We start from the raw sequence: 19,286 nt of genomic DNA, 5'->3' as shown, positions 1-19,286 counted from the left end.
CCTTGAGGAAGAGGGGCCTAATAAAACCACCCAGAGGAGTGACCTCATGAAGAATTTGCTGTTGACCGGCGTTGCGCTCGGCCTCGGCCTTGCCTTTTCCGGTGCGGCCAACGCGCAGATCAAGGTCGGCGTGGCCGGTCCCATCACGGGCCCGAACGCCGCTTTCGGCGCGCAGCTCAAGAACGGCGCCGAGCAGGCGGTCGCTGACATCAATGCTGCCGGCGGCATCAACGGACAGAAGGTCGAGCTCGTCGTCGGCGACGACGTCTGCGATCCGAAGCAAGGCGTTTCGGTGGCCAACAAGTTCGCGGCCGAAGGCGTGAAGATGGTCATCGGCCACTTCTGCTCGGGCGTCTCGATCCCGGCTTCGCAGGTCTACGAAGAGGCCGGCATCGTCCAGATCTCGCCCGCTTCGACGAACCCGACCTACACCGAGCGCGGCATGTGGAACACCTTCCGCACCTGCGGTCGCGACGACCAGCAGGGCCTCGTGGCCGGCACCTATCTCGCCGACAACTTCAAGGGCAAGAAGGTCGCGATCATTCACGACAAGACCCCCTACGGCAAGGGCCTCGCCGACGAGACCCAGAAGACCATGAACAGCAAGGGTCTGAAGGAAGTCGTGTACGAAGGCATCAACACGGGCGAGAAGGACTATTCCGCTCTCGTGTCGAAGCTGAAGCAGGCCGGCGTGGACGTGGTCTATTTCGGCGGCCTCCACACGGAAGCCGGCCTCATTATCCGTCAGATGCGCGACCAGGGCCTCAACTCCCCGCTCATGTCGGGTGACGGCATCGTGTCGGCCGAGTTCACCTCGATCGCCGGCCCGGGCGCCGAAGGCACCCTGATGACCTTCGCTCCGGATCCGCGCAAGAACCCGAACGCCAAGGAAGTGGTCGAGAAGTTCCGCGCCAAGAACTACGAGCCCGAGGCTTACACCCTCTACAGCTACGCTGCGGCCCAGGTTCTGGCCGAGGCTGCGAAGCAGGCGGGCAGCACGGACGGCCAGAAGGTCGCCAACGTGATCAAGGCCGGCAAGCCCTTCAAGACCGTGATCGGCGATCTCTCCTTCGACAAGAAGGGCGACATCACCCGTCCGGACTACGTCGTGTACGTCTGGAAGAAGGGCGCCGACGGCAAGATCGACTACGCCGGCAACGAAGTCGGCATGTAATCGGTCGGCTGACCCGATCCCGAGACCCGCCCTGGAAACAGGGCGGGTTTTTTCATGGAAACACCGAGGCCGACGATGCCCGCCCTCACCCTGTCGCTGCTCGAGCACCCCTATGCCGTCTGCCGTCTCCCGCCCGATGCGGCGGTGGAGCCGCTGCCTCCGGGGCCGTTTCACCTTCTGGTGAGAGCCCCGGAAGAAACGACCCTCGTCTGTCCTCTCGATCGGGCGCCGCCGGGGGCCGAGATCGACCGCGCCTGGCGCTGTTTCCGGATCGAGCAGAGCTTCGATTTCAGCGTGGCCGGCATCCTGGCCTCGGTCCTCGGTCCCCTCGCCGGGGCGAATGTGGGCATCTTCGCCACCTCGACCTTCAGCACCGATTACGTGCTGGTGAAGGAAGCGGATCTGGACCGGGCCGTGGACGCCTTGCGGGCCGCCGGGCACGCGCTGACCCTCTGAGGGCGGCCCAAGGCCGCCGTCAAAGCCGCTCGATCCGCCCCGCGAAACAGCCGCGCCGGGCGAAATGGGCATCCACATGGGCCACGTCCGGGCGGGCCAGGAACCGTTGGATCACGGCCGAAACCTCATTCCCCTCCGCCACCTCGGCATCGACGATCAGGGCGTCGGCATCGTAGGCCCGCAGGGACAGCAGCCGGTCGCGCAGGGCCGGAGGAAGCTCGCCCCGGTAATGCGCCGGCTCCTCGGCACCCCGGCTGACGAAGATCGGGCCGCCTGCCCTGTACGGCGAGGCCGGGTTCGATTGGTGCATGTAATGGACGAGGAGCAGTTCCTCCCCCTTCCTCACCCGCGCCAGGGCGACCCGGCACGGATAGGCGTCGGGTTCGTCGGCCTTCACCCTGATGATGCCCTGGGCGGCAAGAGCCTCGTCGGACAGGCGGAAGAGCGGCTGGAACGGCTGCGGGTCGATGCCACGGACTTGGAACGGCATGAATGGTCTCCTTGATCGAGACCGCCACGGTCGCAGCACCGGAAGCCGGAAGCGACCCGATTCCTGCCGTGCTCAGCCCAAGGTCGCCAGCGCCGGAAACGTCTCAAGCAGCCAGAAGGACGCGGTGGTGATCCAGCCGGTCAGGAAGGCGATGCCGGTCAGCACGAGCAGGACCCCCATGGTCTTCTCCACCACGGAGAAGCGCGAACGCATGCGCTTCAGGAGCGCCGCGAAGGGCTTCATGGCGAAGGCCGCGAGCAGGAACGGGATACCCAGCCCCGCCGAATAGGCCGCCAGCAGAATCGCTCCCTGCGAGACGCTGTCCTCGGAGCCCGCCACGGTCAGGATGGCCGCCAGGACCGGGCCGATGCAGGGCGTCCAGCCGAACGCGAAGGCGAGTCCCATCACGTAGGCGCCCCACAGCCCCACGGGCTTGTCCACGTTGAACCGCGCCTCGCGGTAGAGCAGCCCGATCCGGAAGATGCCGAGGAAATGCAGGCCCATCACGATGATGGCGACGCCTGCGACGGTGCTCAGGACGTCGAGGTACTGCCGGATCACCTGTCCCAAGGCCGAGGCGGTGGCGCCCAGGAGCACGAAGACGGTGGAAAAGCCGGCGACGAAAAGGAGGGCCGCCAGGACCGCGCGGCGGCGCACGGCGCCGTCCCCCGCGTTCAGCCGGTCGAAGGTGGTGCCCGCCAGGAAGGACAGGTAGGGCGGCACCAACGGCAGGACGCAGGGGCTCAGGAAGCTGATGAGGCCGCCGGCAACCGCGGCAGGAAGGGAGACGCTGAGCATGGAGGTCTTCTATCCTGTCGGCTCGGGACAAGAAAGCCGGTGGATGTCGCAGTCGCCAGCTTGTGAACGTGGCCGTTTTCAGCTTGCCTTGCCGTCATGCCCCAGCTCCGCAACCTCATCACCGACGTGCCCGGCCTTCGCGTCGGCAACGCTCACGATCCCGCCCTCGCCTCCGGCGTGACAGTCGCCCTCTTCGACAAGCCGACGGTCGTCTCCTGCGCGGTCCTCGGCGGCGCCCCCGGCACCCGGGAGACGGACCTGCTCGAGCCGGACAAGATGGTGCCGGGCATCCACGCCGTCGTCCTGTCCGGAGGCTCGGCCTTCGGCCTCGATGCCGCGAGCGGGGTGCAGGCCTGCCTGCGGGAGCAGGGCATCGGCTTCCCCGTCGGACCGGCGCGGATTCCCCTGGTCTCCCAGGCGGTCATCTTCGACATGCTCAATGGTGGGGACAAGGACTGGGGGCGCTATCCGCCCTACCGGGACCTCGGCTACGAGGCGGCGAAGGCGGCGGGCCACGACTTCGCGCTCGGCACGGCGGGCGGCGGCTACGGGGCCACGACCGCGAACCTGAAGGGCGGCCTCGGCTCGGTCAGCACGGTGACGGCCTCCGGGCACCGGGTCGGCGCCATGGTGATCGTCAACAGCATCGCCTCGGCGGTCATCGGGGAAGGCCCCCATTTCTGGGCCGGCGCCTTCGAGGAGGGCGACGAGTTCGGCGGCCACGGGCACCCCGAGAAGGTCCATCCCGAAAAGCGGGAGCTCATCTGGAAAGGCGGCCCGCAGCCGGCCACGACCATCGCGCTGGTGGCGACCGACGCGGTTCTCACCAAGGGACAGGCCAAGCGCCTCGCCATCTCGTCCCATGCGGGCATCGCCCGGGGCCTGCGCTTCTCCCATGCGCTCTACGACGGCGACACGGTCTTCGCGGCGGCCACCGGGCAGCGGCCCCTCGACGATGTCGAGGATTTCACCCACATCACCGCGGCCGCCGCCGACTGCGTCACCCGCGCCATCGCCCGGGGCGTCTACGAGGCCACGGCCCTGCCCTTCCCGACCGCGCAGCCCGCCTGGCGCGACCGGTTCGCGGCGGGCGCGACCGAGTTCTAGAACCGGTCGGGACGATAGGGCTTGGGATCGATCACCGTCGGCTCGCCGGTGATCATCTCGGCCATGACGCGCCCGGTAACGGGCCCGAGGGTCATGCCGTGGTGGGCGTGGCCGAAGCTGAACCAGAGGTTCTTGTGGCGCGGCGCCCGGCCGATGATCGGCATCATGTCCGGCGTGCAGGGACGCATGCCCATCCAGGGCTCCGGATCGACCCGCTCGCCGAGGGGGAAGAAGGACTTGGCGATGGGCTCGGCCCGCTGAAGCTGCACGGGCGTCTTGGGCGCGTCCCGGTCGGCGAATTCGGCGCCCGTGGTGAGACGGATGCCCCTCGCCATCGGGGCCAGGAAGTAGCCGCGCTCGAAATCCAGGGTCGGGCGATTGAGCACCGCGTTGCCTTCCGGCTTGTAGTGCATGTGGTAGCCGCGCTTGACCGCGAGCGGGAAGTTGTAGCCGAGCTTCCTCGTCACCACGTCGGCCCAGGGGCCGAGCGCCACGACCACGTCGCCGGCATCGACGGCGCCCTTCTCGGTCTGGAGGCGCCAGCCCTCCGCCGTCTGCTCCAGGGTCTTGGCGTCGCCCGCCGCGACCTCGCCGCCGAGCTTCTCGAACAGCTCCACATAGGACAGGACGAGGTGGTACGGGTCGAAGATGGCGGCCGGGTCGGTCCAGTGGATGCCGCCCTTCATCTCCGCCTTGATGTGCGGCTCGCGCTCGGCCACGCCCTTCGTGTTCAGGGCGACGAAGTTGACGCCGAAGTCGCTCCGCACCTGCTCGGCGTCGCGAAGCTGTGTCTCCATCGCCTTGTCGGAGCGGAAGACCTTCATCCAGCCGGTCGGGCGGATGAGCTGCGTCGAGCCCGCCTCCTCCGCGAGCGCCATGTGCTCGGTCACGCTGTGCTCGATCAGCGGCGCGTAGAGGCGCGCGATCGCCTTGTGCTGCGCAGGGCGCGAATGCATCCAGTACTGGAACAGGAACGGCGCCAGCTTCGGCAGCGCCGCCATGTGGTAATGGGCGTCGATGGTGTTGTTGAGCGCGTAGCGGAGCAGCGCGCCGAAATCGTGCGGGAAGCCGTACGGATAGACGCCCTCGCGCTGGATCAGGCCGGCATTGCCGAAGGAGGTTTCCTCGCCGGGACGGCGCTTGTCCACCAGCAGCACGGAGCGTCCGCGCTTCTGCAGGTGAATGGCAATCGACACGCCGACGATGCCGGCGCCAAGAACAACGACGTCCTTACGCATGGGAAATCGAATCCTATCCTGTGATCCCCCGGAAGCCGGGAGCCGAGGAGCCTTGCACCCCTCTCGCGTGCCGCATGTTTACTCCCGATCCTTCGGGGCCGTCCACGCCTTTCCTGTGGCAAAAGGCCCTCTCCCCAGGGAGTTGGCGGGATCGGGCGCCGATGTCCCGTTGCCGCAGGGATAAGCTCGTGCTACCGGCGCGGCCATGACACGTCCTCTTCTCATCGCCCCCTCCATTCTGTCCGCCGACTTCGCCAAGCTGGGCGAAGAGGTGCGCGCCATCGACCAGGCCGGCGCGGACTGGATCCATATCGACGTGATGGACGGGCACTTCGTGCCGAACATCACCATCGGGCCGGACGTGGTGAAGGCCCTGCGTCCGCACTCGGCGAAGGTGTTCGACGTGCACCTGATGATCGCCCCGGTGGATCCGTATCTCGAAGCCTTCGCCAAGGCGGGAGCGGACATCATCAGCATCCATGCGGAAGCAGGACCGCACCTGCACCGGTCGCTCCAGACCATCCGGGCGCTGGGCAAGAAGGCCGGCATCGTGCTCAATCCCGGCACGCACGAATCCGCCATCGAGCCGGTGCTCGACATGGTCGACCTCGTCCTGCTCATGACGGTCAATCCCGGCTTCGGCGGCCAGGCCTTCATCGGGTCGGTCTGCGACAAGATCCGGCGCGTCAAGGCGATGGTCGGCGACCGGGACATCGACATCGAAATCGACGGGGGCGCGACGCCGGAAACGGCTCCTCTCGTGGCAGCCGCCGGCGCCAACGTGCTCGTGGCCGGCTCCGCCACCTTCAAGGGCGGCCCCTCGGCCTATGGGCCCAACATGGCGGCCATCCGTTCGGCGGCCGAACAGGCCCGCTAGAGCGGGCGGGCTGCACTGGAGGCATGGCCTCATGCAGCGCTGTCGCATGACGGAACAAGCCAAGAGCCCGCTCGTTGCCCATCTCTCTGAACCGGAGGCTGGGTATGTTGAGCGGATGCCGCGTTCTCGTTCTGGAAGATGAAGCCGTCACCGCCGAGGACATCAGGCAGCTCCTGGTGGAGGCCGAAGGCGTGCCTGTCGGCCCGGTCGGAAGCCTGAGCGAGGCCAAGAAACTCCTGAAGGACGGAACGCCGCTCGACGCGGCCCTGCTGGACGTCAACCTGTCCGACGGCCCCGTTACGCCCGTTCTCGAGGCGCTGAGCGCCCGCGGCATCCCGACCCTGGTCTATACCGGCGGGGCGGTGCCGGACGACGTGCGCCAGCGTCATCCCGACCTGATCGCCCTGTCCAAGCCGGTGCCGCCGGCGAAGCTCATCGGCGAACTGCGCCGCCTGCTCGGCGGCGCGACCCTGCCTCGACCGGCGGGAAGCACGCACTGACCCCGCACGGCCTGGTCGGCCTGCGCGACCAGGTCACGCCCGGCGTTGCGTCGTGCCGGAGGCTTCGGGCTCATCAATCCCGCTCGACCTCCTGGTCTATGTGCAGGTAATCCGGGTCGTACTGGCCGACCTCCTTGAGGCGCTCCCAGTCGTCGATGATCAAGGTCTTGCCGCGCGAGGTGATCAGACCGTCGCTCCGGAGCCCCTGCAGGACCCTGTTCACATGGACGGTGGTGATGCCGAACGCGTCACCCAGCTCCTCCTGCGTGATCGGCAGTTCGTAGGAATTGTCCTTCGTCATTTGCACGGGTTCGAGACGGTCGCGCAGCTCGCACAGGAAGTGCGCGAGGCGCTCCCGGGCGTCCATTCGCCCAAGGCTGGTCATCCAGGCGCGATGCACGGCGCCGTCGACGAGAGTGGTGAGCCAAAGCACGCGGGTGAGATGAGGATAGTGCTTGGTGATTTCCTTCAGGTCGCTGTGAGCGACATGGGACACGGTGCAGGTCGTGAGCGCGGCGACGCCGTCGTCGATCTTCTTGAGCAGGAAACTGTGAAGATCCGCGAAATCGCCCGGGACGTGAAAGGCCGTGATCTGCCGTCGCCCGTCCACTGAGTGCTTCTGGCGAGTGGCAAAGCCGGAAAGGATGAGGCTGCTGTGATTCGGACAGCTGCCCTCGGGCACGATGTCCTCGCGCGCCTGGTAAACGGAGGTCCGCAACGTGATCTGCCGAAGCACATGCTTCTCGTCCTCGGAGAGGGGGCCATGCCGCTCAAGCTTTGCGATGAGTGGATGTGACATGCGCCCGCTCCTCCCGGTTACGGATTGGTGTCGGATCCCGCTTTGGAGCCGGATGCCAGGATTGCCTCGTACAGACGCTGCGGCAGAGCCTCGATGAACGGGACCGTCATCAGCTCACGGCCGGTTTCGTCCGCAATCACGACGGCATCGTCCAGGGAATCGTCGGCACCGCGTTTGATTGCTTCGGCCAGAATATCCCGGATGCCCGCGAGAGCCTCGGCCCGGGCGCGGGCGAGGTCGGGCAGCTCGATCCCGTCAGGGTCTTCGATAAGCTGATCGCCCTGCCGGATGTGGCGGTAGTATCGAGGCATCCGGCTTAACTTCCTTGCTCGGTGGTATGTTCCTCGCTCCACGGGCAAACCTGCTCCCGCATCCGAAACGTGCCGAAGCGCCGGGGGTGTCGGTTCGCGGCATGATCGTCTAAGCTGTCCGAACGCGCTCCTCAGCCGCAAGAGACCTCCCATGCTCGACATCGCCCCCGTCTTCCTCGGCATCTTCCTGGCCCAGGTCTCGCCGGGGCCGAACATGATGGCCGTGTCGTCGGCCTCTCTCGGGAGCGGTCGCGCCCCCGGCATCGCCACGGCCGCGGGAATCGCGACGGGTGTCTTCCTCTGGGCCACCCTCTTCGCCTCGGGCGTGGGAGCCCTTCTCGACGCCTTTCCGCAGGCGATCACGGCCATGCGCTTCATCGGCGGCGGCTACCTGATCTATCTCGGCCTGAAGGCCGTGCGCGCCGCCCTCACCCGCTCCCAGGGCGGCCCTGTCGCCGCGAGCGTGAGGACGGGCGGACGAGCGGCCTATCTGCGGGGCCTGCTGGTCGTCCTGACCAATCCGAAGGCCGCGCTCATGTGGGTGGCGATCTCCATGTATCTCGCCTCCTCCGGCCTGTCCGTCCTCGGGTTCCTGGCCATCGGGCTCGGTGCCTCGGCATCGGCCATGGTCATCTACGGCACCTATGCGCTGCTTTTCTCGACCGGAATCGTCATGCGCGCCTATGCCCGCTTCTTCCGGGCGATCGAGGGCAGCTTCGGCCTGGTCTTCGGAGCCATCGGCGCGAAGCTCGTGGTCGACGGGGTGAAGGAACTGCGCGCCTAGCGTCGCCTGCGCGGAGCGCGGGGCCATTCGGCGCGCACGAGGCTTGTCTTCGCCCCTGTCATCCAATAGCGATCACCGCATCGTCGAAGCCGGTCCGCGCTGCGCCCCGCCCGTAGGAGAAGACACGTGATCCCCCGCTACAGCCGCCCCGAGATGGTCGCCATCTGGTCCCCGGAAACCAAGTTCCGCATCTGGTTCGAGATCGAGGCCCATGCCACCACGGCGCTCGCCAATCTCGGCGTCGTGCCCAAGGAGGCGGCCGAGATCGTGTGGGAGAAGGGCTCCAAGGCCACCTTCGACGTGGAGCGCATCGACTCCATCGAGCGCGAGGTGAAGCACGACGTCATCGCCTTCCTGACCCACCTCGCCGAGATCGTCGGCCCCGAGGCCCGCTTCGTCCACCAGGGCATGACCTCGTCGGACGTGCTCGACACCACCTTCAACGTGCAGCTCGTGCGCGCGACCGACCTGCTCCTGCGCGACATGGACGAGCTTCTCGCCGCCATCAAGCGCCGCGCCCTCGAGCACAAGATGACGCCGACCATCGGCCGCTCCCACGGCATCCACGCGGAGCCCACCACCTTCGGCCTCAAGCTCGCCCAGGCCTATGCGGAGTTCGAGCGCTGCAAGGTGCGCCTCATCGAGGCCCAGCGCGAGGTCGCCACCTGCGCCATCTCCGGCGCGGTCGGCACCTTCGCCAATATCGATCCGAGCGTCGAGGAATACGTGGCCGAGCAGATGGGCCTTTCGGTCGAGCCGGTCTCGACCCAGGTCATTCCCCGCGACCGGCACGCCATGTACTTCGCGACTTTGGGCGTGGTCGCCTCCTCCATCGAGCGTCTCGCCGTCGAGATCCGTCACCTGCAGCGCAGCGAGGTCCTGGAAGCCGAGGAGTATTTCTCCGCCGGCCAGAAGGGCTCCTCGGCCATGCCGCACAAGCGCAACCCGGTGCTGACCGAGAACCTCACGGGCCTCGCCCGCATGGTCCGCGCCTATGCGATGCCGGCCATGGAGAACGTGGCTCTCTGGCACGAGCGGGACATCTCGCATTCCTCCGTCGAGCGCATGATCGGCCCCGATGCCACCGTGACCCTGGACTTCGCCCTCGCCCGGCTGACCAGCGTGATCGACAAGCTCGTGGTCTATCCGGAGAACATGCAGAAGAACCTGGACCGCCTCGGCGGCCTCGTCCATTCGCAGCGCGTCCTGCTGGCCCTGACCCAGAAGGGCGCCTCGCGCGAGGACGCCTACCGCCTCGTCCAGCGCAACGCCATGCCGGTCTGGCGCGGCGAAGGCGACTTCCTGACCCTGCTGAAGGCGGACAAGGACGTGACCGGCTATCTCGCGCCGGACGAGATCGAGGCCTGCTTCGACCTGGGCTACCACTACAAGCACGTGGACACGATCTTCACCCGGGTCTTCGGCGCAAGCTGACGACGGGCCGCTTCGCGGCCGAAAGCACCATCCCATCGTGGCCGGCTCCAAGCCGGCCATTTTCTTTTTGGCGGCGGCTCAACCCACCAAGCGCGGCTTTTCAAGGAGAAAACGGCCTTGCCCCGCATTCACCGCAAAGCTTGAACGGCATCGGGGCTGGAAATATCTTTCCAATGGGTAACAATACCCATCAGGAGATCAACGGCACGGGGATTAGACCATGTTGTCGGAGAAACTTCTCGCCACCGCCTTCACCCGTGCGGTGAAGCGCGGCACGCTCGAAATGATGACCGCCGGAGGGTCGCACATGACCTTCGGCGACGGCGGCGAGCCGCGGGTCGCGATCCGCTTCACGGACCCTGCCGCCCAGATGGCCCTGTGCCTGCATCCGGAATTGAAGCTGGGCGAGCTCTTCATGGAAGGGCGGCTCGTGATCGAGAAGGGCACGATCTACGACCTGCTCCAGCTTCTCCTCCAGGACACCCATGGCGAGCTCGACGAGCTTCCCTTCCATCGCCTCAGGAAGATCAGGGCCTGGATGAAGCGCCGCAGCGAGAACGATGCGGTGAAATCCAAGCGCAACGTCGCCCACCACTACGATCTCGACGGCCGGCTCTACGCCCTCTTCCTCGACAGCGACCGGCAGTATTCCTGCGCCTATTTCGACCACCCGGATGCGAGCCTCGAAGAGGCGCAGCTGGCCAAGAAACGGCACATCGCCGCGAAGCTCCTGGTGGAGCAGGGCCAGAGCGTTCTCGACATCGGCTCGGGCTGGGGCGGCATGGGCCTCTATCTGGCGCAGATCGCGGGAGCCGGCGCCGTCAGGGGCGTGACCCTGTCGGAGGAACAGCTCGACGTCTCCCGCAAGCGGGCGGCGGCGGCCGGGCTCCTGGGCCGGGTCCATTTCGAGCTCGAGGACTATCGGGAAACGAAAGGCACCTTCGACCGCATCGTCTCGGTGGGCATGTTCGAGCATGTGGGCCCGCCGTCCTACGAAGATTATTTCCGGACCTGTCGGCAGCTCCTGAAGGAGGACGGCGTCATGCTCCTCCACACCATCGGCCGCTCGGGACCGCCCTATCCCACGAATCCCTGGATCACCAAGTACATCTTTCCCGGCGGGCATCTGCCGATCCTGTCGGAAATCATGCCGTCGGTGGAGCGGGCCGGGCTCGTGGTGACGGATGTCGAGGTGCTGCGCCTGCACTACGCCCTCACCCTGAAGGCCTGGCGGGAGCGATTCATGGCTCATCGCGAGGAGGTCCTGCGCCTCTACGACGAACGCTTCTGCCGCATGTGGGAGTGCTATCTCGCCATGTCGGAATCCGCCTTCCGCTTCCAGGACGCGGTGGTGTTCCAGATCCAGCTCGCGCGGCGCAACGACGTGGTGCCCCTGACCCGCAACTACATCGCCGAGCGGGAGGCGGCGCTGAGGATGGCCGAGGAGACGGAAATGAAGCAGACCGCTTGAACCGAGCGGAGCGGACGTTTAACTCGGATCCCATGAAAACCTCCGATTGCGACATCCTCATCGTTCCCGGATACGAGAATTCCGGCGTGGACCATTGGCAGAGCCGCTGGGAGCGGCAGCTCTCGACCGCGCGCCGGATCGAGCAGGAAAGCTGGGACGCCCCCGACAAGGAGGCCTGGATCGGGCGGATCGTCCGCGACGTGGAGAAGGCCAGGAAACCCGTGGTCCTGGTCGGCCACAGCCTCGGCGTCATCGCGATCGCGCATGCGGCCCCGCTGCTCAAGACCGGCAAGGTGCAGGGCGCCTTCCTGGTGGGCCTGCCCGATGTCGAGCGGCCGGATTTCATCCCCGCCATCGACCGGAGCTTCGCGCCGATCCCGCGCGATCCCCTGCCCTTCCCGTCCGTGCTGGTGATGAGCCGGACCGACCCTTTCGGCGAGTACGAGAAGGCGGAGGACATCGCCTATTCCTGGGGCTCCGCCATCGTGGATGCGGGCGACGCGGGACATATCAACACCGACAGCGGCCACGGTCCCTGGCCCGAGGGCCTGATGCGCTTCGCGGGGTTCCTCAAGCGGCTGTGAGGGACACGCCGTCTGCGGATTGCCTCTGACAGCGCAGCGCCGTTTCCCCCCGTGCGGGGAGGAGATCGGACCGGCGCTTCCGGCGCCCTCATCCACCCTGAGATCCACGCGAGAAGGGCCCGGCCGCGCCCCAACATGACGAAAAGTTCATGTTGCGGTCACTTGGGCGTGAGCGGCCAAGCCCCAATCTCCTCCGTATCGACTTCACGAAGGAGATTGAAATGAAGAAGAAGATTGCCATCCTCGCCGCCGCGGCCCTCATGGCCGGCACGGGCACCTTCGCCCTGGCCCAGGGAACCGCCCCTGCCAACCCGGCAGGTCCGGGAACGGCTCAGGAGAACACGACGCGCCCCGAGCGCCGCGGCATGTCGCAGGACGATTTCAACCGCTTCGTCGACGCTCGCATCGCCGGCATCAAGGCAGGCTTGAGACTCACCCCCGAGCAGGAGCGCCTCTGGCAGCCGGTGGAGGATGCAATCCGCTCCAACGCCAACGAGCGCTTCACCCGCATGGAGCAGCGCCGCAGCATGCGCGGCCAGGACCGGCAGGAAATGGACTTCATGCAGCGGCTCGAACGGCGCGGCACGATGATGACCGAGCGGGCCCAGCGCACGAGCGCCCTGGCGACCGCCATGCGGCCCCTCTGGAACTCGTTCAACGACGACCAGAAGCGGGTTGCTCCGCGCCTCCTGCGCACGGCCGTCGGCGGCATGGGCTGGCGCGGCCATCATGGTGGACGCCACCACGGCAGGGACCATGCCCGGATGGGTATGCACCAGGGCCATGGCATGATGCATCGCGGCCCGGGCATGATGCAGCGGCAGGGCGGCGGCGATCAGCAGCAGGCTCCGGCCCAGCCCCAGAACCAGCAGTAAGCCGGATGCAGAAAGAAAAAGGCCGCCCCGAAGGGCGGCCTTTTTGCTGTCCCGATTTCGCGGCGATTAGCGCGAATAGAACTCGATCACGAGGTTCGGCTCCATCTGGACCGCATAAGGCACCTCGGAGAGGGTCGGAATGCGGGTGATGCGGGCCGTCATCTTGGAGTGATCGACCTCGATGTAGTCCGGAACGTCACGCTCGGCGAGCTGGGACGCCACGACGACGACCTCGAGCTGCTTCGACTTTTCCTTGACCTCGATCACATCGCCGGGCTTCACGAGGTAGCTCGGGATGTTGACGCGGCGGCCGTTGACCTTCACGTGACCGTGGTTGACGAACTGGCGCGCGGCGAACGGGGTCGCGACGAACTTCGCCCGGTACACGACGGCGTCGAGACGGCGCTCGAGCAGACCGACGAGGTTCTCGCCCGAGTCGCCCTTGAGGCGGATCGCCTCGGCATAGTAGCGGCGGAACTGCTTCTCGGTGATGTTGGCGTAGTAGCCCTTGAGCTTCTGCTTGGCGCGCAGCTGCGTGCCGAAGTCGGAGAGCTTGCCCTTGCGGCGCTGGCCGTGCTGGCCGGGGCCGTATTCGCGGCGGTTCACGGGGCTCTTCGGGCGGCCCCAGATATTCTGGCCCATGCGGCGGTCAAGCTTGTGCTTGGCCTGAATGCGCTTCGACATCTCGCGATTCCTCTTGGTAAAGCGAACGGTTTTCGAGGAACGCGCCCTCCTCTTCCCCTCATCCCGAGGAGGCCCAAGGGGCCGTCTCGAGGGACGGGACGACAGGCCGACCGGAGCCGGGCCACGGGTGCGTAAAAAGTTACGCGGCCCCTGAGGACCGCGCGAACGGGTGGCTTCTAGGCGAAAGGAGCGGGAAAGTCAATCGGGAAGCGCCTCAGCCCTGCAGCAGCGGCATGTCCTCGACCGCCACCAGCGGCAGTCCCTTCCGATGCAGGGCGTCGCGCAGGGGCGCCGTGATCCCCGCCCCGCCCGTGAAGACCGCCAGCGCCTCGCCCTCGTCGGCCTCGTGGCCGGGCACCGGCCCTCCGATGAGCTGCACCACGCGCCGGGCGATGGCGGGGGCCGGATCGATCCATGTCACGGGCCAGCGGGCCAGCTTCTCGAAGCGGGACAGAAGCAGCGGATAATGGGTGCATCCGAGCGCGATCACGTCGGTCCGTCCCGCCTCGTCCTCCACGAAGCAGGGCGCGAGCTCCTCCAGCAGCTCCTCGTCGGAGACGGGAGCGCCGGCAAGCTCGGCTTCGGCGAAGCCGGCCAGCCTGCGGGAGCCGACGAGCTTCACCCGGCAACCGGCGGCATAGGTCTCGATCAGGTCGCGGGTATAGTCCCGGGCCACGGTTCCGGGCGTCGCGAGGACGGTGACATGGCCGGACCGGGTCGCAAGCGCCGCCGGCTTGATGGCCGGAACCGTGCCGACGAAAGGCGTGGCGAAGCGCGCCCGCAGATGCGGCAGCACGAGGGTCGAGGCCGTGTTGCAGGCGATCACCACCAGCTCGGGATCGTAGAGCCCGATCAGCCGGTCCATCACGGCGAGAACGCGGGCCACCAGGGCCTGCTCGCTCAGGCGTCCATAGGGGAAGGCGGCATCGTCCGCCGCATAGACGAAGCGGGCATCGGGCCGCGCCTTCAGCACCTCGGCAAAGACCGTCAGGCCCCCGAGGCCGGAATCGAAGAGGAGGATGGTTGGCACCGGAGACGGCATGACGGCAGGGCTGTGGGTCGTTCCCGCAAGAAGATTGAAAAGCATCAGGGCAAGCCCCCGTCCCGCTTCTTTGATTTATGAGCGCCGGTTCATGAACTCGGAAAAGCTCTGCTTGGTTTCCGTCGGCACCAGATTGAGGCGCCGGCGCGGGCCCCGTTGCGGCTTCTCCTCCTGCCCCTCCACCTTCGGCATCTCGGCCGAGAGGCGGCGCACGGGCCATCCGTCGCTCCAGGAGCCCATGTCGACGAATTTCGGGTCGCGCCGCAGGGCGGCGGCATCCTTGCCCGAGAAGGCCGCCTCGGCGGCCATGTCGAAGGTCTTCCAGAAGGCGAGGAAATCCAGCGTGTCGGTGCCGTTGTTGCCGAGTTGCTGGGTCAGGATCGTCTGCGGGCCGGTCAGCGCCATGTCGGCGCTCCAGCGCCAGGTGCTCTTCTGCTTGGGGTCGCGCGGCGGATCGGGGGGCAGCTTGATGGAAGCGGCGTCGTAGTCGGACTTGGGCGAGCCCGGCGAGGCCAGGGTCGCGGTAAGGGCCGGGTAGCCGTGGTCGTCGGAGCTCGCGCGCATGAACAGCTTGCGCGTCGCCGGAACGGCCGAGGCCGCCTGCAGGATCCGGCGGGAAGCCCGGTCGCTGGGCAGATAGTCCCGGTCGCCGCTCATGGTGACGATCAGGGTCGAGGCGTCGATGGCGGACAGGTCCTGGAGCATGATGCCCCTGTCCTTCTCGGTGGAGGCGATGCCGCCCGGCATCACGCCGAAGATGAGCTTCGGCTCGGGCAGCGCACCCGCCTTCGCCCCCGCCGCAACGTTGAGCGCGATGGGCACGCCGGCCGAATGCCCGATATAGGCCACGCGGGAGAGGTCGGGCTTCGCCTCCGGGTCGGAAGCGAGAGCCTCAAGGGCGCTCCCGATCAGGCTCGCCGCCAGCGTCGAGGCATCGGCGGGACGGGAGCGGTTCACCTCCTGGAAGCGCGGGAAGAGGACGAGGTGCCCCTTGCGGGCGAGGTGATCGATCCAGCCGCCGTAGAGGGCCGGGTTCGCCGCTCCCCAGGAATGGAAGAAGACCACGACCGGCCGGGGCTCGGCGGCCGCACCCGCCCCATGGAACACGAAGGTGCCCGCGCTCGCTGTGCCCACCGCCCGCTTCGTTACCTGGGAAACAGCGTAATCCGCTCCGCCGGGCCCCTTCTCCGGCTGCTTCGGCGGGGTCGCCGCCTGCGCCCACGGAGCAGCGAGGCACGAACCCAGGAGGACAAGGGTGGTCAGCGGACGGCGCATGAACGATCTCGGGTCTAAAGGCCAAGCGCAGGATGCACTCGGCAACATTAAATCAGAAGATCTTTAAGGCTTTCTCAATCTGCGTCCTTCGGCAAGGGCACGAATCGCCCCACGGAGCGTGCGCACGTCCTGCTCGCTCATCTCGAGCCGGTGGAACATGTCCCGCATGTTCCGGGCCATGATCGGCTTCTTGTCCGCCGGGTAGAAGTTCACCGCCTCGAGCTCGGCTTCGAGATAGTCGAAGAAGGAGACCACCATCTCCCGCTTTGCTGGGGGAGAGAGTCTCTCGCCCGTGAAGGGCAGCGCGCCGCCGGTCCTGGCCCTCTGCCATTCGTAGGACATGAGAAGCACGGCCTGCGCCAGGTTGAGGGACGAGAATTTCGGATCGACCGGGAAGGTGACGATGGCATCCGCCAGAGAGATCTCGTCGTTCTCGAGCCCCGTCCGCTCGCGCCCGAACAGGATGCCGACCCCCTGCCCCGCCCCGATCCTCGCCCTGGTCTCGGCCATGGCGGCTTCCGGTGCGAAGACCCGCTTCATCTGCCCCCGCTCCCGGGCGGTGGTCGCGAAGACGTAGTTCAGGTCGGCGATGGCCTCGCGGGCGGTGTCGTAGAGCTTGGCGCCTTCCAGCACGTGGACCGCGCCCGACGCCGCCGAATGGGCGCCTTTCTTCGGCCAGCCGTTGCGGGGCGAGACGAGGCGCAGCTCCGACAGGCCGAAATTCGCCATGGCGCGGGCGACCATGCCGATGTTTTCGGCCAGCTGGGGCTCGACGAGGATGATGATGGGGTTCGTCATGGGCGGGTTTCGAGCATGACGCCGCCGGTGGCGTCGCAAACCACTCCCTTAGCGCCAAGACGCTGCAGCCGCCAGCCTCCGCAGGCCGGGGACACCTCCCTGAATGCAAAAGGGCCTCCCGGGAGGCTTTCTCGCCGGGAGGCCCTCTCGTTCTCTTCTGGAACGCCGTTACCAGCAGCCCCAGCCGCAATGGTAGTAGTAGGGACGCGCCGTGGCCGCGCCGAGCACCGCGCCGCCGATCGCGGCCGCAGCCGCGCCGGCAGCCGCCTGGTTGGCGGCCGCGTTCGACTGGGCCACGTTGTTGCGGTAGCCGGCATTGACGCAGCGCTGATAGGTTTTCGTGCCGGGCTTCAGGCCCGTCTCCAGGCAGACGGATTCCGCGCTGGCCATGGATTGTTCGGCTGTCTGGCAGCCTGCGAGGGTGAGAGCGAGCGCGGCGGCTCCGATGGCGATTGCAAGACGCATGTGTGTCCCTGTCAGTTCGTTGTTGCCTCGCACCGGCGATTCCGCGCGACGTGCGCGCTTCCGGTGCCGGCCAAGCTTCAGGACAATTTTCAGCTCGTGACGGTGCGGAAGCACACAAGATGTGAGAAGACCTCCTTGCGAGATCCCCGGATAGATTAAGATGTTATTACATTATATGAATGTCACCGCCTAGAGGGTCCGGCGCATGCCGTCGCGATTCCCGGAAGTCCTGCACTCCTTCGCAGACCGGCTTCCCCATGGCCGGCATGGGAACAGGCCTGAATTCAAGTGCGGCTCTCGGATTGAACTTATTTCCCGGCCCGACACCGCTTCCCCCGGAAGCCCAGCCGCGCTATAGGCCGCGTCAGACAGCCTGCCGTCCGGCAGGTCCGGTTCCCGCTCAACGTTCAAGGTGAGATCATGGCGAAGATCAAGGTTGCCAATCCGGTCGTCGAACTCGACGGCGACGAGATGACCCGCATTATTTGGCACTTCATCAAAGAGAAGCTGATCCACCCCTATCTCGACATCGACCTGAAGTACTACGACCTCTCCATCGAGAACCGCGACGCCACCAACGATCAGGTCACGGTCGATGCGGCCAACGCCATCAAGCAGTACGGCGTCGGCGTGAAGTGCGCCACCATCACGGCGGACGAGGCCCGCGTGAAGGAGTTCGGCCTCAAGGAAATGTGGAAGTCGCCCAACGGCACGATCCGCAACATCCTCGGCGGCGTGATCTTCCGCGAGCCGATCATCTGCAAGAACGTGCCGCGCCTCGTTCCGGGCTGGACCCAGCCGATCATCGTCGGCCGCCACGCCTTCGGCGACCAGTACCGCGCCACCGACTTCCAGGTGCCCGGCAAGGGCCGCCTGACGATCAAGTTCGAGGGCGACGACGGCACGGTCATCGAGAAGGAAGTGTTCAAGTTCCCAGACGCCGGCGTCGCCATGGCGATGTACAACCTCGACGAGTCGATCCGCGACTTCGCCCGCGCGTCGCTCAACTATGGCCTGAACCGCAAGTACCCGGTCTACCTCTCCACGAAGAACACCATCCTCAAGACCTATGACGGTCGCTTCAAGAACATCTTCGAGGAAATCTACCAGAACGAGTTCAAGCAGAAGTTCGACGCCGCCGGCATCCACTACGAGCACCGCCTCATCGACGACATGGTGGCCTCGGCGCTCAAGTGGTCGGGCGGCTATGTCTGGGCCTGTAAGAACTACGACGGCGACGTGCAGTCCGACACGGTCGCGCAGGGCTTCGGCTCGCTCGGCCTGATGACCTCCGTGCTGATGACGCCGGACGGCCAGACCGTCGAGGCGGAAGCCGCCCACGGCACCGTGACCCGCCACTACCGCGAGCACCAGAAGGGCAAGGAGACCTCGACCAACTCCATCGCGTCGATCTTCGCCTGGACCCGCGGCCTCGCCCATCGCGCCAAGCTCGACGACAACGCCGAACTCGCCCGCTTCGCCACGACCCTCGAAAAGGTGTGCGTGGACACGGTCGAGTCCGGCTACATGACCAAGGACCTCGCGCTTCTGGTCGGCGCCGAGCAGAAGTGGCTCTCCACCACCGGCTTCCTCGACAAGATCGACGAGAACCTCAAGAAGGCGATGGCGGCCTAAGCCGTTTCCTCCCGTAGAAATCGAGAATGGCCGGGTTCGTCCCGGCCATTTTTTGCTTTCGCCGCCGAAGCGCCGCCAGCCTTGCCGCAGGATCGGAGCGTGCCAGATATTGGCCTGTGAGCCCTCGCAAGGAAGGATTTTCCGGAATGACCGACGACAGAGCCTCAGGCGGCAGCACCCTCGATTATGCTGTCAGGGAATATCGGCGCCTGTTCGACGAGGCGCGGACCGGCGGGCAGCCCTGGGACGAGGACGCCACGCTCCGGGCGATTGCCTTCAAGACCGGCGTGACCGTAGAAGAACTCAGAGCGGCCGTCTCGCCGTCGACCTGAGAGGGAATGACTCGGACGGCGCACCCTAGGTGTTTGATCCCAGGGTTTGATGGTGCGATATTATCCTCAGGATGGAGGGACGCGCTATGGGCCAAGTTCTCCATGGGAGCGCCACGACGACAGAGGCGATCCGTCGAGCAATACAAAATAGTCAAGC

At 66.6% G+C, this 19,286-nt stretch carries 22 protein-coding genes; 12 read left to right on the top strand and 10 right to left on the bottom strand.

The features are described from left to right. Positions 1 to 46 precede the first annotated feature (46 nt). Both ACFOYU_RS13940 and ACFOYU_RS13935 read left to right on the top strand, forming a co-directional pair. Complete coding sequence (locus ACFOYU_RS13940) at positions 47 to 1,174, top strand: branched-chain amino acid ABC transporter substrate-binding protein (RefSeq protein WP_226741623.1); 1,128 nt, start codon at positions 47 to 49, stop codon at positions 1,172 to 1,174. A 75-nt stretch (positions 1,175 to 1,249) separates the two neighbouring features. Next, complete coding sequence (locus tag ACFOYU_RS13935; protein WP_377034062.1) at positions 1,250 to 1,630, top strand: ACT domain-containing protein; 381 nt, start codon at positions 1,250 to 1,252, stop codon at positions 1,628 to 1,630. A gap of 19 nt (positions 1,631 to 1,649) precedes the next feature. On the opposite strand, the gene ACFOYU_RS13930 is transcribed toward ACFOYU_RS13935, so the two are convergent. Continuing rightward, the gene (locus tag ACFOYU_RS13930) at positions 1,650 to 2,120 is read right to left on the bottom strand and encodes a DUF1203 domain-containing protein (RefSeq protein ID WP_377034061.1); all 471 of its coding nucleotides are present in this window, start codon (positions 2,118 to 2,120) and stop codon (positions 1,650 to 1,652) included. Positions 2,121 to 2,192: 72 nt separating this feature from the next. Further along, positions 2,193 to 2,918 carry a cytochrome c biogenesis CcdA family protein gene (locus tag ACFOYU_RS13925; protein WP_226741620.1) on the bottom strand — a complete coding sequence of 242 codons (726 nt, stop codon included), beginning with the start codon at positions 2,916 to 2,918 and terminating at the stop codon, positions 2,193 to 2,195. Between the two features lie 96 nt (positions 2,919 to 3,014). Between ACFOYU_RS13925 and ACFOYU_RS13920 the strand changes: the two genes are divergently transcribed. Next, positions 3,015 to 4,025, top strand: coding sequence for a P1 family peptidase (locus ACFOYU_RS13920; RefSeq protein ID WP_377034060.1), 1,011 nt, complete (start codon positions 3,015 to 3,017; stop codon positions 4,023 to 4,025). Here the strand turns inward: ACFOYU_RS13920 and ACFOYU_RS13915 are convergent. Next, positions 4,022 to 5,263, bottom strand: a complete 1,242-nt coding sequence (locus ACFOYU_RS13915) for an NAD(P)/FAD-dependent oxidoreductase (protein ID WP_377034059.1) — start codon at positions 5,261 to 5,263, stop codon at positions 4,022 to 4,024. The genes ACFOYU_RS13920 and ACFOYU_RS13915 overlap by 4 nt on opposite strands. Before the next feature lie 205 nt (positions 5,264 to 5,468). Here ACFOYU_RS13915 and rpe point away from each other — a divergent pair, with 205 nt between their 5' ends. Continuing rightward, a complete protein-coding gene (gene rpe, locus ACFOYU_RS13910; RefSeq protein WP_377034058.1) occupies positions 5,469 to 6,140 on the top strand; it encodes a ribulose-phosphate 3-epimerase in 672 nt (223 codons plus the stop codon). 104 nt (positions 6,141 to 6,244) lie between these two features. Further along, complete coding sequence (locus ACFOYU_RS13905; protein ID WP_226741616.1) at positions 6,245 to 6,640, top strand: response regulator; 396 nt, start codon at positions 6,245 to 6,247, stop codon at positions 6,638 to 6,640. Between the two features lie 73 nt (positions 6,641 to 6,713). Here the strand turns inward: ACFOYU_RS13905 and ACFOYU_RS13900 are convergent, their stop codons facing one another. Together ACFOYU_RS13900 and ACFOYU_RS13895 are read right to left on the bottom strand one after the other, a co-directional pair. Beyond that, positions 6,714 to 7,439 (bottom strand): Crp/Fnr family transcriptional regulator, encoded by a 726-nt coding sequence (locus ACFOYU_RS13900; protein ID WP_377034057.1) that lies wholly within the window; start codon positions 7,437 to 7,439, stop codon positions 6,714 to 6,716. Between the two features lie 17 nt (positions 7,440 to 7,456). Then, positions 7,457 to 7,750 carry a DUF6894 family protein gene (locus ACFOYU_RS13895; RefSeq protein WP_226741614.1) on the bottom strand — a complete coding sequence of 98 codons (294 nt, stop codon included), beginning with the start codon at positions 7,748 to 7,750 and terminating at the stop codon, positions 7,457 to 7,459. Between the two features lie 151 nt (positions 7,751 to 7,901). On the opposite strand from ACFOYU_RS13895, the gene ACFOYU_RS13890 reads away from it, so the two are divergent. The 5 genes from ACFOYU_RS13890 to ACFOYU_RS13870 all read left to right on the top strand — a co-directional run bounded on the left by ACFOYU_RS13890 (position 7,902) and on the right by ACFOYU_RS13870 (position 12,898). Then, positions 7,902 to 8,534 carry a LysE family translocator gene (locus ACFOYU_RS13890; RefSeq protein ID WP_377034056.1) on the top strand — a complete coding sequence of 211 codons (633 nt, stop codon included), beginning with the start codon at positions 7,902 to 7,904 and terminating at the stop codon, positions 8,532 to 8,534. A 126-nt stretch (positions 8,535 to 8,660) separates the two neighbouring features. Continuing rightward, a complete protein-coding gene (gene purB / locus ACFOYU_RS13885) occupies positions 8,661 to 9,968 on the top strand; it encodes an adenylosuccinate lyase (RefSeq protein WP_226741612.1) in 1,308 nt (435 codons plus the stop codon). A gap of 220 nt (positions 9,969 to 10,188) precedes the next feature. Next, on the top strand, positions 10,189 to 11,439 hold the full coding sequence (locus ACFOYU_RS13880; RefSeq protein ID WP_377034055.1) for a class I SAM-dependent methyltransferase: 1,251 nt from the start codon (positions 10,189 to 10,191) through the stop codon (positions 11,437 to 11,439). 32 nt (positions 11,440 to 11,471) lie between these two features. Beyond that, positions 11,472 to 12,023, top strand: coding sequence for an alpha/beta hydrolase (locus tag ACFOYU_RS13875; RefSeq protein ID WP_226741610.1), 552 nt, complete (start codon positions 11,472 to 11,474; stop codon positions 12,021 to 12,023). A 221-nt stretch (positions 12,024 to 12,244) separates the two neighbouring features. After that, complete coding sequence (locus tag ACFOYU_RS13870; protein WP_226741609.1) at positions 12,245 to 12,898, top strand: Spy/CpxP family protein refolding chaperone; 654 nt, start codon at positions 12,245 to 12,247, stop codon at positions 12,896 to 12,898. A 66-nt stretch (positions 12,899 to 12,964) separates the two neighbouring features. Here the strand turns inward: ACFOYU_RS13870 and rpsD are convergent, their stop codons facing one another. The 5 genes from rpsD to ACFOYU_RS13845 all read right to left on the bottom strand — a co-directional run bounded on the left by rpsD (position 12,965) and on the right by ACFOYU_RS13845 (position 17,162). Then, positions 12,965 to 13,582: a 30S ribosomal protein S4 gene (rpsD, locus tag ACFOYU_RS13865; protein WP_226741608.1), complete on the bottom strand. Its 618-nt coding sequence runs from the start codon at positions 13,580 to 13,582 to the stop codon at positions 12,965 to 12,967. A 214-nt stretch (positions 13,583 to 13,796) separates the two neighbouring features. Then, entirely contained in the window at positions 13,797 to 14,669 is an 873-nt protein-coding gene (gene murI, locus ACFOYU_RS13860) for a glutamate racemase (RefSeq protein WP_226741607.1), read from the bottom strand. A gap of 30 nt (positions 14,670 to 14,699) precedes the next feature. Next, a complete protein-coding gene (locus ACFOYU_RS13855; protein WP_377034054.1) occupies positions 14,700 to 15,899 on the bottom strand; it encodes an alpha/beta hydrolase in 1,200 nt (399 codons plus the stop codon). 63 nt (positions 15,900 to 15,962) lie between these two features. After that, positions 15,963 to 16,697, bottom strand: coding sequence for an RNA methyltransferase (locus tag ACFOYU_RS13850; protein WP_377034053.1), 735 nt, complete (start codon positions 16,695 to 16,697; stop codon positions 15,963 to 15,965). A gap of 168 nt (positions 16,698 to 16,865) precedes the next feature. Beyond that, on the bottom strand, positions 16,866 to 17,162 hold the full coding sequence (locus ACFOYU_RS13845; protein WP_226741604.1) for a hypothetical protein: 297 nt from the start codon (positions 17,160 to 17,162) through the stop codon (positions 16,866 to 16,868). A gap of 420 nt (positions 17,163 to 17,582) precedes the next feature. Between ACFOYU_RS13845 and ACFOYU_RS13840 the strand changes: the two genes are divergently transcribed. Next, positions 17,583 to 18,797 (top strand): NADP-dependent isocitrate dehydrogenase, encoded by a 1,215-nt coding sequence (locus ACFOYU_RS13840; protein ID WP_377034052.1) that lies wholly within the window; start codon positions 17,583 to 17,585, stop codon positions 18,795 to 18,797. Between the two features lie 146 nt (positions 18,798 to 18,943). Further along, positions 18,944 to 19,129: a hypothetical protein gene (locus tag ACFOYU_RS13835; RefSeq protein WP_226741602.1), complete on the top strand. Its 186-nt coding sequence runs from the start codon at positions 18,944 to 18,946 to the stop codon at positions 19,127 to 19,129. The last annotated feature ends 157 nt before the right edge of the window (positions 19,130 to 19,286 follow it).

The organism is Microvirga sp. GCM10011540 (assembly GCF_042650665.1).
Classification (GTDB): domain Bacteria; phylum Pseudomonadota; class Alphaproteobacteria; order Rhizobiales; family Beijerinckiaceae; genus Microvirga; species Microvirga lenta.
This window is presented reverse-complemented; position numbering and strand designations above follow the sequence as displayed.

Excerpts from the sequence above, each read along its gene's own strand:
- ACFOYU_RS13930 (WP_377034061.1), bottom strand. The coding sequence starts at position 2,120 with ATGCCGTTCCAAGTCCGTGGCATCGACCCGCAGCCGTTCCAGCCGCTC.
- ACFOYU_RS13925 (WP_226741620.1), bottom strand. The coding sequence starts at position 2,918 with ATGCTCAGCGTCTCCCTTCCTGCCGCGGTTGCCGGCGGCCTCATCAGC.
- ACFOYU_RS13855 (WP_377034054.1), bottom strand. The coding sequence starts at position 15,899 with ATGCGCCGTCCGCTGACCACCCTTGTCCTCCTGGGTTCGTGCCTCGCT.
- ACFOYU_RS13940 (WP_226741623.1), top strand. The coding sequence starts at position 47 with ATGAAGAATTTGCTGTTGACCGGCGTTGCGCTCGGCCTCGGCCTTGCC.
- ACFOYU_RS13880 (WP_377034055.1), top strand. The coding sequence starts at position 10,189 with ATGTTGTCGGAGAAACTTCTCGCCACCGCCTTCACCCGTGCGGTGAAG.
- ACFOYU_RS13920 (WP_377034060.1), top strand. The coding sequence starts at position 3,015 with ATGCCCCAGCTCCGCAACCTCATCACCGACGTGCCCGGCCTTCGCGTC.
- ACFOYU_RS13895 (WP_226741614.1), bottom strand. The coding sequence starts at position 7,750 with ATGCCTCGATACTACCGCCACATCCGGCAGGGCGATCAGCTTATCGAA.
- ACFOYU_RS13875 (WP_226741610.1), top strand. The coding sequence starts at position 11,472 with ATGAAAACCTCCGATTGCGACATCCTCATCGTTCCCGGATACGAGAAT.
- ACFOYU_RS13870 (WP_226741609.1), top strand. The coding sequence starts at position 12,245 with ATGAAGAAGAAGATTGCCATCCTCGCCGCCGCGGCCCTCATGGCCGGC.
- ACFOYU_RS13835 (WP_226741602.1), top strand. The coding sequence starts at position 18,944 with ATGACCGACGACAGAGCCTCAGGCGGCAGCACCCTCGATTATGCTGTC.
- ACFOYU_RS13845 (WP_226741604.1), bottom strand. The coding sequence starts at position 17,162 with ATGCGTCTTGCAATCGCCATCGGAGCCGCCGCGCTCGCTCTCACCCTC.
- ACFOYU_RS13905 (WP_226741616.1), top strand. The coding sequence starts at position 6,245 with ATGTTGAGCGGATGCCGCGTTCTCGTTCTGGAAGATGAAGCCGTCACC.
- ACFOYU_RS13850 (WP_377034053.1), bottom strand. The coding sequence starts at position 16,697 with ATGACGAACCCCATCATCATCCTCGTCGAGCCCCAGCTGGCCGAAAAC.
- ACFOYU_RS13915 (WP_377034059.1), bottom strand. The coding sequence starts at position 5,263 with ATGCGTAAGGACGTCGTTGTTCTTGGCGCCGGCATCGTCGGCGTGTCG.
- ACFOYU_RS13840 (WP_377034052.1), top strand. The coding sequence starts at position 17,583 with ATGGCGAAGATCAAGGTTGCCAATCCGGTCGTCGAACTCGACGGCGAC.
- ACFOYU_RS13900 (WP_377034057.1), bottom strand. The coding sequence starts at position 7,439 with ATGTCACATCCACTCATCGCAAAGCTTGAGCGGCATGGCCCCCTCTCC.
- ACFOYU_RS13935 (WP_377034062.1), top strand. The coding sequence starts at position 1,250 with ATGCCCGCCCTCACCCTGTCGCTGCTCGAGCACCCCTATGCCGTCTGC.
- ACFOYU_RS13890 (WP_377034056.1), top strand. The coding sequence starts at position 7,902 with ATGCTCGACATCGCCCCCGTCTTCCTCGGCATCTTCCTGGCCCAGGTC.
- murI (WP_226741607.1), bottom strand. The coding sequence starts at position 14,669 with ATGCTTTTCAATCTTCTTGCGGGAACGACCCACAGCCCTGCCGTCATG.
- rpe (WP_377034058.1), top strand. The coding sequence starts at position 5,469 with ATGACACGTCCTCTTCTCATCGCCCCCTCCATTCTGTCCGCCGACTTC.
- rpsD (WP_226741608.1), bottom strand. The coding sequence starts at position 13,582 with ATGTCGAAGCGCATTCAGGCCAAGCACAAGCTTGACCGCCGCATGGGC.